8 protein-coding genes are annotated in these 12006 nt (G+C 70.6%); 3 read left to right on the top strand and 5 right to left on the bottom strand.

All coding sequences use genetic code 11. The annotated features are described in order from the left end of the window. Positions 1 to 323 precede the first annotated feature (323 nt). Positions 324 to 1049, bottom strand: coding sequence for a DUF2470 domain-containing protein (locus tag AC068D_RS25905; protein ID WP_478825453.1), 726 nt, complete (start codon positions 1047 to 1049; stop codon positions 324 to 326). Positions 1050 to 1507: 458 nt separating this feature from the next. After that, complete coding sequence (gene katG / locus AC068D_RS25900; RefSeq protein ID WP_478825452.1) at positions 1508 to 3733, bottom strand: catalase/peroxidase HPI; 2226 nt, start codon at positions 3731 to 3733, stop codon at positions 1508 to 1510. Positions 3734 to 4264: 531 nt separating this feature from the next. On the opposite strand from katG, the gene AC068D_RS25895 reads away from it, so the two are divergent. Further along, a complete protein-coding gene (locus tag AC068D_RS25895) occupies positions 4265 to 4675 on the top strand; it encodes a Fur family transcriptional regulator (protein WP_478825451.1) in 411 nt (136 codons plus the stop codon). 439 nt (positions 4676 to 5114) lie between these two features. Here AC068D_RS25895 and AC068D_RS25890 read toward each other — a convergent pair whose 3' ends face one another. The 3 genes from AC068D_RS25890 to AC068D_RS25880 form a co-directional block, all read right to left on the bottom strand. Continuing rightward, on the bottom strand, positions 5115 to 5270 hold the full coding sequence (locus tag AC068D_RS25890) for a hypothetical protein (protein ID WP_478825450.1): 156 nt from the start codon (positions 5268 to 5270) through the stop codon (positions 5115 to 5117). Positions 5271 to 5611: 341 nt separating this feature from the next. Beyond that, on the bottom strand, positions 5612 to 7057 hold the full coding sequence (locus tag AC068D_RS25885; protein ID WP_478825449.1) for a glyceraldehyde-3-phosphate dehydrogenase: 1446 nt from the start codon (positions 7055 to 7057) through the stop codon (positions 5612 to 5614). A 991-nt stretch (positions 7058 to 8048) separates the two neighbouring features. After that, positions 8049 to 8453: a DUF5997 family protein gene (locus AC068D_RS25880; protein ID WP_478825448.1), complete on the bottom strand. Its 405-nt coding sequence runs from the start codon at positions 8451 to 8453 to the stop codon at positions 8049 to 8051. A 58-nt stretch (positions 8454 to 8511) separates the two neighbouring features. Between AC068D_RS25880 and AC068D_RS25875 the strand changes: the two genes are divergently transcribed. Together AC068D_RS25875 and AC068D_RS25870 are read left to right on the top strand one after the other, a co-directional pair. Further along, positions 8512 to 9276 carry a LysR family substrate-binding domain-containing protein gene (locus tag AC068D_RS25875; protein ID WP_478825447.1) on the top strand — a complete coding sequence of 255 codons (765 nt, stop codon included), beginning with the start codon at positions 8512 to 8514 and terminating at the stop codon, positions 9274 to 9276. A gap of 484 nt (positions 9277 to 9760) precedes the next feature. Continuing rightward, positions 9761 to 11947, top strand: coding sequence for a tetratricopeptide repeat protein (locus tag AC068D_RS25870; RefSeq protein ID WP_478825446.1), 2187 nt, complete (start codon positions 9761 to 9763; stop codon positions 11945 to 11947). Positions 11948 to 12006: the final 59 nt, after the last annotated feature.

The raw sequence follows: 12006 nt of genomic DNA, 5'->3' as shown, positions 1-12006 counted from the left end.
AGGGCCCGTCAGTGGCCGAATTCGTGCAACGGCTCCTCGGGCGCGCCGAGTTGCCGGTGCGAGGGCGGCGCATGCCCGAATGCCCGGATGCCCCGAGTGATCGCCGTGTCGACCGGGCCTGATCCCGTCGTCGGCCCGTGCCCGGTCGCCGGGCGGTGATGCGTACAGGTGATTCCGTACGGAAGGTTCCGCCGGAGTGGTCCGGGGCCACCGGGTGCGGACCCGCTGGTGGGGATGTCCGTCGTCCTCGGAGCAGAACCGCCGGCCGCATGAGATGTGCCGACGGGGACGTGCGGGCCTGCCGGTGGCCGGGCCGTGCGGGGTCACGGCCGAGCGGAGGGGTGGCGGTGGTGCGAGCACCGGGGTGCCGTGAGGAGCTGCCGGACCTGCTCCCCGGCCTCGGCTGCGTCCCTGGCCTTGGCCGGGAAGAGGAGGCGGAGGTCGCAGTGGCCTTCGCGGTACTCGCAGCGCAGGGTGATGCCGTACCGGTCCACGGCGAGCGGAAGCGCCCGCACCACGCCGTGCGGCAGCCGTGCCCCGGCAAGGACCATCAGGTCCGCCACCATGTCCTCGTGGGCGTCGGCGAGATGCGTCAGCATGGCGGCCTCCTCGACGGCGAGCGGATCCGGCTCGGCGAGGGTGACCTCGTCGAGACCGACGTCCAGAGTCCCCGCCCCGGTCCGCAGTGTCACGCGCGCGAGGTCGAGGCGCAGTCGCCCGCCGTCCTCCGGGTCCGTGGCAGCCAGCCATCCGGAAATGGTCACCCTGGCCCGCACGCGGTCACGAACCGCGGTCGGCGCGATATCGGTGAACTCCAGGAGGGCGGCGGCACTGCCGCGCGGCTCGGCGGCGACCTCGGCCGCCAGTGGGCTGTCCGCCTGCGGGGTGAGGGTGATCCGCCCGTTCCGGCCGACGGAGTGCATGCCGATCAGGTCGTAGTCCCCCCTGTTCGTGGTGAGGGACAGGGAGACCGCCCGCGCCAGCACGGAGCGGACATGCTCCGCCGCGGTCTGTTCGGGCGGGGCGGTGTCTGTGACGGCGGCACTCAAGGCAACTCCTCGCGGTGCAAGTGTGAACGGGGCGCCCCCGGTCGGGGGCGGCGCAGGACCAGGACCCCTCTATTGAGGTAAGGCTAACCTAACTTGCCCGCCCGTTCTGCGTCCACACCGGCGATGAGGCATGGGCGGCCTTCGGGTGCACTGCTGCGGGTGTCCGATGCGTCGGCTTGCTCGGCGGGCTGTGCGGTGCCGACGGGCCACGGGTGCGGGTTCTGTGCCGGCTCCGGCGCCTGCAGGGAACGGAAACCGCAAGTCATGGGCCCGTTCGACCGAGTTGTCGTGCCCGTCTGCAGTCGCGCCGATGAGGCCGGCGGCGCCGCGCGGCCGAGCACCGCGACCGCTCCGTGGAGACTGCAAGAGGCCCCCGTCCGCGGACAGGGGCCTCTTGCGCCTGTCCGCGGACAGGGGGACGTCCAGGCCGGCCGACGAAGCCGGCCTGGACGACGTGATCAGACCAGGTCGAACCGGTCGAGGTTCATCACCTTGTCCCAGGCTGCGACGAAGTCGTTCACGAACTTCTCCTTCGCGTCATCGCTCGCGTAGACCTCCGCGAGCGCGCGCAGTTCGGAGTTCGACCCGAAGACGAGGTCGGCACGGCTTCCGGTCCACTTGACCCTGCCCGTGGCGTCGTCGCGCCCCTCGAACGTGTTCGCGTCCTCGGACGTCGCCTTCCACGTCGTGCCCAGGTCGAGCAGGTTGACGAAGAAGTCGTTGGTCAGGGTCCCGGGGGTCGCGGTGAAGACACCGAGCGACGACTGCTGGTGGTTCGCGCCCAGCACGCGCAGGCCACCGACGAGGACCGTCAGCTCCGGAGCGCTCAGGGTCAGCAGGTTCGCCCGGTCGAGCAACAGGTACTCGGCCGGCAGCCGGTTGCCCTTGCCGAGGTAGTTGCGGAACCCGTCGGCGGCCGGCTCGAGGGCGGCGAACGACTCCACATCGGTCTGGTCCTGCGACGCATCCGTGCGGCCCGGCGTGAAGGGGACCTCGACGTCGTGGCCGGCGTCCTTCGCGGCCTGCTCGACGGCTGCACCGCCGGCGAGCACGATCAGGTCGGCGAGCGAGATCTGCTTGCCGCCGGTCGCGTTGAAGGTCTGCTGGATCCCCTCCAGGGTGCGCAGCACCGTCGCCAGCTGGTCGGGGTCGTTGACCTCCCACCCGCTCTGCGGCTGGAGGCGGATGCGCGCTCCGTTGGCGCCGCCGCGCTTGTCGCTGCCGCGGAAGGACGAGGCCGACGCCCACGCGGTGGACACGAGCTGGGACACCGACAGGTCCGAAGCGAGGATCTGGCTCTTGAGGGAGGCGATCTCCTCGGCGCCGACGAGCTCGTGGGTCACGGCGGGGAGCGGGTCCTGCCACAGCAGCGTCTCGGTCGGCACCTCAGGGCCGAGGTAGCGCACGATCGGGCCCATGTCGCGGTGGGTCAGCTTGAACCATGCGCGGGCGAAGGCGTCCGCGAACTCATCGGGGTTCTCGAGGAAGCGTCGCGAGATCTGCTCGTAGGCCGGGTCGAACCGGAGCGAGAGGTCCGTTGTCAGCATCGTCGGGGCGTGGTTCTTCGACGCATCATGGGCGTCGGGTACGGTGCCCGCCCCGGCGCCGTCCTTCGGCCTCCACTGGTGCGCACCGGCGGGGCTCTTGAACAGTTCCCACTCGTAGCCGAACAGGATCTCGAAGAAGCTGTTGTCCCACGTGATCGGAGTGTTCGTCCAGATCCCCTCGAGACCGCTGGTGATCGTGTCGCCACCCTTGCCGGTGCCGTAGGAGTTCTTCCAGCCGAAGCCCTGCTCCTCGATCGAGGCGGCCTCGGGGTCGGCGCCCACGCTGTCGGCCGGTCCCGCACCGTGGGTCTTGCCGAAGGTGTGACCGCCCGCGATCAGGGCGACCGTCTCCTCGTCGTTCATCGCCATCCGATGGAACGTCTCACGGATGTCGCGGGCCGCGGCGAGCGGGTCCGGGTTGCCGTTCGGGCCCTCCGGGTTGACGTAGATGAGGCCCATCTGGACCGCGCCGAGGGGGTTCTCCAGCTCCCGGTCGCCGGTGTAGCGCTCGTCGCCGAGCCAGGTGGTCTCCGGACCCCAGTAGACGTCCTCGTCGGGCTCCCAGACGTCTGCCCGACCGCCGCCGAAGCCGAAGGTCTCGAAGCCCATCGACTCCAGGGCGACGTTGCCGGCGAGGATCATGAGGTCGGCCCACGAGAGGCTCTGGCCGTACTTCTTCTTGACCGGCCACAGCAGGCGGCGGGCCTTGTCGAGGTTTCCGTTGTCCGGCCAGCTGTTGAGCGGGGCGAAGCGCTGCTGGCCGGCCCCGGCGCCGCCGCGGCCGTCGCTGATCCGGTAGGTGCCCGCGCTGTGCCACGCCATCCGGATCATGAACGGGCCGTAGTGGCCGAAGTCGGCGGGCCACCAGTCCTGCGAGGTCGTCAGCACCTCCGCGATGTCCCGCTTCACTGCCGGGAGATCGAGGGTCCTGAACGCCTCCGCGTAGTCGAACTCCTCGCCGTGCGGATTGGCCACGGCGGGGTTCTTGGCCAGGATCTTCAGATTGAGCCGCTCCGGCCACCACTGGCGGTTTCCGCCGCCCTGAGTCGGGTGCGGGGCGCGCCCGTGCGCAACCGGGCAGCCGCCTGCGCCCTCAGTTTTCGCCTCTGTGACGATCGCATCATGGTTCTCGGACATGGGAATCCTTCCGGACTGGGCGGATCACGTTGTTCAGGAACTGCGGGCGGTGGAACAGGCGGGGCGTTGGGGCCCCCGTGGATGACCTCGGCCTCGTCCATCGAGAAGCCGTGGTCTCGGACGCGGCCGGTCAGGGCGTCCTGCCGCGGGGAACGCGTGGACGGCCTCGCAGGCGACTGGGGTGACGCGACTCGAGGGGAGCTGCGCCCAGGCGATCACGCACTCCCGAGGCGATCCCCTCGATGCCCAGGTGATGACCGTCCCGGACGATCTCGAGCCGTGCGACGTGGGCGACCGTCATCCTGAGGCCGGCACCGTGCAGCTCATCGGCGGTGGTCCCGTCACGTCTCTTTCTCCTGCCGTACTGGAGTGCCGTACTGGGGTCTTCCTGTCCCTTGGCTGTCGCCACCACCGATCCTACGATGGACAGAGTCCAAGTCAAGAAGAATGCCAAACCCATATCCGATCAGAACCCGGACGCTCGCTGGTAGAATTCACGCGCCCCACCGAACCCGAATAGGTGAAATCGATATGAGTGACCTGCTGGAGCGACTGCGAGGGCGTGGCTGGCGGATGACTTCCCAGCGGCGTGTCGTTGCGGAGGTCCTCGACGGCGACCATGTGCATCTCACGGCCGACGAGGTGCACGCCCGTGCGGTGCAGCGGCTGCCCGAGATCTCCCGGGCGACCGTCTACAACACGCTGGGCGAGCTGGTCTCCCTCGGTGAGGTCGTGGAGGTCTCCACCGCCGGCCGCGCCAAGCGCTACGACCCCAACGCGCACCGCCCGCACCAGCACTTGGTGTGCTCCAGCTGCGGCACCATCCGCGATGTCCACCCCAACGGCAATCCGCTGGCCGACCTCCCGGCTGCCGAACGGTTCGGCTTCACGGTGTCCGAGGCCGAGGTCACCTACCGCGGGCTGTGCCCGTCCTGCGCCTGAGGCCTTCCGGATCGGGCCGGACGGCGAGCAGGGTCTGGTGCCGTGCATCGCAAGGCGGAGGGGTGTCCTCGGCCTGGGCCGTTATGCGGGCACTCCGGCCACGCGGCGTGGGAGTGAGTTCCAGCAGTAGCCAGCGGTGGAGTGCCGCGGCCGACGCCGCGCGCCGATCCACCAGGGATCACGGGACAGCCCTGGCAGTGTCACCCCGAGGAGACGAACGGGCGCTGCTGAAACCGCTGTTGACGTCGTCGCGCCGACCGGTGCGGCGACCGGCAGATGTCGTCCGATCCAGGGGTTTCTGCTGTCCGGGAGGCCGTGCAATACCTCCGTGACCCGGCGGGGCAGCGGCGGATCGCTGCCGTCGGCTGGACCTTCGGGCTCTCCGAAGCGGGAGCAGGGGACGGCGCCCGGCCGCGCTTGCCGCCCCCGGTGCAGCGCGTCACGTGGTCACGCTCGGCAGAGCGAGTGCGGCCCGGGTCCGGAACGGCAGCCGCAGCGTGCCGCTGCCCGCGACGACTGCGGGAGCGAGCAGCGTGAGTGTGCTGCCGAAGGCCCGGGCTCGCCCCAGGAGGGCCGTTGGGGAGGCACCGTCCATGAGGGCCGGGGGCACTGACGGGCGATCGAATGGTGCCGGGACGACTGTGCCGACTGCAGGCTACGGGCCTGCAGTCGGCACTTCACCCGGATCCGCCACCTGATGCGAGGCAGGGGCGCTGGTCCGGGTGAGGGGGAGTTTGCGGAGGTCGGCAGTCTGCGCAGAAGGGTGTGCGTCCAGACCGTAGGCGTGAGGCCGTGACTGAGTGCACGACTCATCCCGCTGCAGTTGCCGGTGGCGACCGACGGGCGGCGGTGGGCGGTCAAGCGGATCCGATCGGAACCGATTGCCGCCCACCGCCGCCCCGCATGCCGGACACCGGATGGGACGGTCCGCGGAGATCAGACCGCCGGGGCCGGGTAGGTCGGGTACTCCACCCCGGAGACGTGCTGGACGACGCGGATGACCTGGCAGGAGTAGCCGAACTCGTTGTCGTACCACAGGTAGAGGATCGCGTTGTCGCCGTCGACCTTGGTGGCGCCGGCGTCGACGATCGAGGCGTGGCGCGAGCCGATGAAGTCGCTCGAAACCGCGTCGGGGGCCGTGGTGAAGTCGATCTGGCGCTTCAGCGGCGAGGTCAGCGACACGTTGCGGAGGTAGTCGAGGACCTCCTCGCGAGTGGTCTCGCGGCCCAGCCGCAGGCTGAGGATCGCGATCGAGACGTCCGGCACCGGGACGCGGATCGAGCTTCCGGTGATCGGGGCCTTGAGGTCGGGCAGCGCCTTCGCGACGGCGGAGGCGGCGCCGGTCTCGGTGATGACCATGTTGAGCGGCGCGGAACGGCCGCGTCGGTCGGCCTTGTGGTAATTGTCCAGCAGATTCTGGTCGTTGGTGAACGAGTGAACGGTCTCCACGTGGCCGCGGAGGACACCGTACTCGTCCGCCATCGCCTTCAGCGGCGGGACGATCGCGTTGGTCGTGCAGGAGGCGCAGGACAGGATCTGCTCGTCCGGCTTGATGATGTCGTGGTTGACGCCGTGCACGATGTTGGGGACGTCGCCCTTGCCCGGCGCGGTCAGGACGACCTTGTCGATGCCGGGGCGCAGGTGCTTCGACAGGCCCTCGCGGTCGCGCCACTTGCCGGTGTTGTCGATGAGGATGGCGTTCTTGATGCCGTACGCCGTGTAGTCGACCTCCGACGGGTCGTTGGCGTAGATCACCTTGATCTCGTTGCCGTTGGCGATGATCGTGCTGGTCGCCTCGTCGACGGTGATCGTGCCCTGGAACTGGCCGTGGATGGAGTCGCGGCGCAGCAGCGAGGCGCGCTTGACGATGTCCTGGTCGCCACCCTGGCGGACGACGATGGCGCGCAGACGCAGGCCGTTGCCGGAGCCGGCCTTCTCGATCAGCAGGCGGGAGACGAGGCGGCCGATGCGGCCGAATCCGTAGAGGACGACGTCGCGCGGCTCGCGGCGTTCGATCTTGCCGGCACCCGTGGCACCGGCGACGGCCTCGGCAGTGAACTCCTCCACCGAGAGACCGTGGTCGTCGGTCCTGTACGTCGCGGCGAGCATGCCGATGTCGATCTGGGAAGGGCCGAGATCGAGGGTCGTGAGAGCTTGCAGGAACGGCAGCGTCTCGGTGACCGAAAGCTCCTCACCGGCGATCTGCCGGGCGAATCGGTGGGTCTTGAGGATGCTGACCACCGACTTGTTCACCAAGGAGCGGCTGTGGAGGAGGACGGTGACGTCCCGCTCCCGGTGCAGCTTCCCGATGATGGGGATCATCGACTCCGCGATCTCCTCGCGGTTCTTCCAGTTGGTGAAACAGTCCTCATTGACAGTCACAGGTTTATCTTTCGAGCTAGGCGGTGCTCATATGCTAACCCCCCGCCATTTTGATCATTCAAGCGGTGTCGCCTGAGCGGGACGCTGTGTCGCTGTGCAGGGGAAACGAGTGCTCATTTGCGGGCCTTCTGCTGGCATTTGCCCCGATATGTCCCTATGTAGTTGTGGTCGACCTCGGTGGCGAGACGTGATCCGCATCGCTCGGCGACCCCCTGCTGGGCGGGTCCCAGGCCGTGCTCACCCGCGACCGCTCCCTGTCCCGTTCGCCGTCGAACGGCCGACGGTCCGCCGCCTGCTGCGCTCGATCGAGGCGGCTTCAGCAGAACGTCCGCAAGGGCCGTACCCGCTCCGGCCCGGCGAAGTCACGGGTGGGGCCCGGTGAGGCCGGTGGGGCTGGAGGTCCGGTCGCCCGCGTCGGGGCCGGCTGCCCCTGAGGGCGGGGCGCACGACCGGGCCGGCCGGGCGGCCGCCGAGCACGCGGGCTGCGCGCAGCACGACGTTCGTCAGCGCGGTGTTCGTGAAGCCGTCGAGGTCTGCCTCGACCCCTCGGCGGGAGTGCCGGACCGTGCGTCCCACGGCTCATCGCCCAGGGGACGGCGTTCGGACGGCGTTCGGCGTGGGGTGGGCGACGGGCTCGTGGCGCCGGACACGGCCGGGCTCCGCTGCGAGGTCGTGTACCGGTTCACCGGGGGGCCTGCTGCGCAGACCTCGCAGAGGTCCCCGTGCACTGCCGGCTGCCCGCGCTCCCGGACGGCCGGGCAGTCGACAGCGCACCAACGGGCGGAGGGCGGGGCGGGGGACGCAGAGCGGCGCCGTCGTCGGACCGGCCGGGGGGCCGGGTCCGTCACGGACGGGAGCTGGACGACGGGTGCACGGCCTGCCGGGTGGCAGAGGAGCGCTGATGTGAGGCCACACCCGTCCCGGCGGAACCCCGCCGCCGGGGGCTTGCGGCCGTCACGGCGTGCGGCCTTCCGCCGGCTGTGCGGAGAAGTCAGGAACGCGGTCGCCCGGCCTCGTCGTCGCGCGCCGCGTTCTTCTCCTTGATGCGTGCCGCTTCCTTGCGGACCTCGGCCTGGGTGGCGCGCTCTTTCTGCAGCCACTCGGGAGCGTCGTTCTTCAGGGCATCGATCTGCTCTGTGGTGAGGGCTTCCGTGATCCCGCCGCGTGCAAGACCCGAGATGGAGATGCCCAGCTTCGCGGCGACCACGGGCCGCGGATGCGGGCCGTTGCGCCGCAGCTCCCGCAGCCACTCGGGCGGATCTGCCTGCAGAGCCTGCAGCTCGGAGCGCGAGACCACACCCTCCTGGAACTCGGCGGGGGTGGCCTCGAGGTACACACCCAGCTTCTTCGCCGCGGTTGCGGGCTTCATCGTCTGGGTGGTCTGGTGCGACGTCATGGAGTCAAGGGTATTCGAGCATGTGCGCCACCTCTGACCAGGCCGGTAGCCTGGCGGCGTGACAAGCTCGGAAGCACCTCCTTCGTTCCGGCTCGCGTACGTCCCCGGAGTGACCCCCTCGAAGTGGGTGCGGATCTGGAACGAGCGCCTGCCCGACGTCCCACTGAACCTCCTCGCCGTAACCGCCGCCGAGGCGTTCGACGTGCTGCGGGGCCCTGACGCCGATGCGGGTTTCGTGCGGTTGCCGGTCGACCGGACGGACCTCAGTGCGATCCCGCTCTACACCGAGACCACAGTGGTCGTGGTACCGAAGGACCATGCGGTGGCGGCGGTCGACGAGGTGTCCCTCGGGGATCTTGCCGACGAGATCGTGCTTCACCCTCTGGACGATGTCCTCGACTGGGAGCGCCCGCCGGGGCTGCCCGCGGTCGAGCGACCCGCGACGACGGCGGATGCCGTCGAGCTGGTGGCGGCCGGGGTGGGTCTTCTCGTCGTTCCCCAGTCGCTCGCCCGTCTGCACCACCGCAGGGACCTCACCTACAGGCCGGTCCCCGACGCCCCCACCTCACGCGTCGCGCTCTCGTGGCCGCAGGACGAGACCACCGACCTGGTGGAACACTTCATCGGCATCGTCCGAGGGCGCACCGTCAACAGCACCCGGGGTCGCCCCCAGGCCAAGGCCCAGCCGAAGGAAAAGCCCTCCGAGAAGGGCGGCGCCCGGCGAAAGCCGCCGGCCGGCACATCCTCCGGCAGGAGCCCGCGCACCGGTGCCGGCGGTTCCAAGGGCGGCGGCAGGCGCGGCAAACCTCGCGGTCGGCGCTAGTGCTGTGACCGGATGGGTTCACCGGCTCGCGACGCCCTGCACGGCACTCCCCCTGGCTTCGCCGGGAGGCGCCCCCACGCTGCGTTGTCGGCCGGAGGAGACCCCATGCACCGGACGCGGCGAGCTTCCCGGCAAACCCATCCGGTCACAGCACTGTCACCGGCACTGCTGACTCGTCGTCGGGCAGCGCGCACCCGGCGGAGGCCGGTGTCGACCCGTGCATCGCGGTCGCGGGCGAGAAAGAGCAGCCCAGCAGAGCGGCGCCATCCCTCGCCGCGGGCCGCGGCCCGCGCTCCGCCGGCCATGCTGCCCACCCGGACGGCCGGGCCGGGAGTGAGGGCAGCGTCATCCTGTCGCTGAAGGATGAGCCCCCGGGGTTTGCCAGGGCGCACGGCGTGGACGAGTCCGCCGGGCCGGCCGCTGGACCCGCGGGGTCTGGCTGCCGGTGCGCCGGGCGGAGAAGATGTCAGTCCGGCAGACGGCTGTGAAGCACCATCTCCCTTCACCGGAGGCGGAATTGCTGTGGCGATCGTTACGCCCCTGGGTCACCCTGGTCGGCGCTTCGGGGGGCGGTGCGGCGGCTGCCCTGATCGGCGCCGCATGGCTGCCGTCGTGGGGGGCAGCGGTGCTCGCAGCGTCCGGTGCCGCACTGGCGGGCGCATTCACCGCCGACGCCCAAAGAGTGATCTCCGAGCGTCGGTCCGGCGGGCAGACCGGCGCGGCGGCCGTGTCCGCCGCCCCGAGGCCGGCGGAACGGCAGCTCGTCCGTGAACTGGACGACCCGATCGTGCTCGGTGTCCATCAGGCGGCCCGTCTGGGGGCGCCGCCCGGCGGCGACAGGCTGCCGCCGTTCGTGCGGCGCGACTGCTACCAGGACCTGCTCGACAGACTCAGGCTCGGCGGGCTCGTGCTCATCGTGGGAGAGTCGACGGCGGGCAAGTCCCGGCTGGCGTACGAGGCGATGCGCGCGGCACTTCCCGAACACACCGCGCTTCTGGTGAAACGGCATCACGACCTCGACACCCTGGCGGCCGAGGCCGCGGGCGTCCGCAGATGCCTGCTGTGGTTCGACGAGTTCGACCAGTTCCTCGGTGTCGGCGGGCTGACGACCGATCTGGTCCGGTCGATGCTGGACGGCACCGACCGGCACGTCGTCCTGCTCGCGTCCATGCGCAGCAAGGAGTACGACCGGTACAGCGCCCGGCAACGCGAGGTCACCGACGCGGCGACCTGGCGCTCGGGACGCGACGTCCTCCTCATGGCCGCCGACCCGCTGCGGCTCGAGCGGCTGTGGACCCCCGCCGAAGTGGAACGTGCCAGGTCCGACGTCACCGACCCTCGGGTGGCCCAGGCGGTACGCGGCACGGACAACCGGTTCGGCGTGGCGGAGCTGCTCGCCGCGGGGCCGGAACTCGTGAATGACTGGCTGCACGCCTGGCAGCCGGGAACACATCCCCGTGGCGCCGCCCTGGTGGCGGCGGCCATCGACTGCCGGCGCATGGGGCTGCACCGCCCGGTCGGCAGGGAGCTGCTGCTGGCGCTGCACACGTACTACCTCGCCGACCGAGGAGGGTCGGCGCTGCGGCCGGAACCGGTGGAGGAGGCGTTCATCTGGGCGACGTCGGCGGTGCAGGGCGCCAGCAGCCTGCTCGTTCCGCACACCGACGGCTACACGGCCTTCGACTACTTGATCGACCTCCCCGAGCTGGCGTCCATACCCGAGTCGAGCTGGCTGACCCTGCTGGATCGCACGTCCGCGGAGGACAGTGTGGACATCGGATGGGCGGCCGTCGACCTGATGCGACCGCTGATCGCCCTCAGGGCATTCGACGCGGCCCGACGACACGGACTCGCCGACGCGGACTACGCCCATGCGATCGCCCTCGGCAACGCCGGACGTCCGGCCGAGGCCGTGCAGCGGCTGACGGCCCTGCTCGGCCGGCGCAGCGAGGCACTGGGGGACGACCATCCCCTCACCATGAACACCCGTCACGACATCGCCCGCTACCTGGCGGAGACCGGCATGCCCGGCCGGGCCACCGCACTGCTGTCACGGGTGATCGACGACAGGGTGCGGGTCCTCGGCCCCTTGCACGAACAGACCCTCGCGGCGAGGGGAGCGCGCGCCCGCTTCACCAGCGATGAGGGTGACCACGACGACGCGGTGCGCCAGTTCCACGCGGTGCTGGCCGACATGGAGGAGGTGCTCGGCCCGCAGCAACTGGAGTTCTGGCTCACCCGGCAGGACCTCGCCCGGGTTCTGGGCCGGGCCGGACGTCTCGACGAAGCCCTCGCTCTGATCCGGCTCGTTCACGCCGCGCTCGCCGAATCGCTGGGACCCGCCCACCCCTGGGTACTGAGCACCCGCTTCGAGGCAGCCGTGCTCACGGGCCGGTCCGGACGGCCCGCGGAGGCCGTGAGGCTGCTCCGCGAGGTCATGACCGACCAGCAGTACGTCCTCGGGATGCATTCACGCACTCTGAGCACCCGTCACCAGCTCGGCTGGTTCCTCGCGGCGGACGGACATCTCGAGGAGGGGCTGCAGCACCTCGACGAGGTGATCGTCGATCAGACCGGGTTCCACGGCCCCGACCACCCCCGGACCCTGGCGTCCCGCCGTGACCGCGACACCGTCCGCGGGCTGATCGCCCGGCGTGCCGGTGGTTCCTGAGCACGGTGTGACCGGTGCGCCTGCCGGATGGGGTACGCGCGGCGGCGCGGGGCGAACGC

It is taken from the genome of Streptomyces sp. NPDC043861 (assembly GCF_056435905.1).
This window is presented reverse-complemented; position numbering and strand designations above follow the sequence as displayed.

Coding starts and splice junctions, on each gene's coding strand:
- AC068D_RS25890 (WP_478825450.1), bottom strand. CDS start 5,270: ATGGACGGTGCCTCCCCAACGGCCCTCCTGGGGCGAGCCCGGGCCTTC.
- AC068D_RS25880 (WP_478825448.1), bottom strand. CDS start 8,453: ATGACGTCGCACCAGACCACCCAGACGATGAAGCCCGCAACCGCGGCG.
- AC068D_RS25895 (WP_478825451.1), top strand. CDS start 4,265: ATGAGTGACCTGCTGGAGCGACTGCGAGGGCGTGGCTGGCGGATGACT.
- katG (WP_478825452.1), bottom strand. CDS start 3,733: ATGTCCGAGAACCATGATGCGATCGTCACAGAGGCGAAAACTGAGGGC.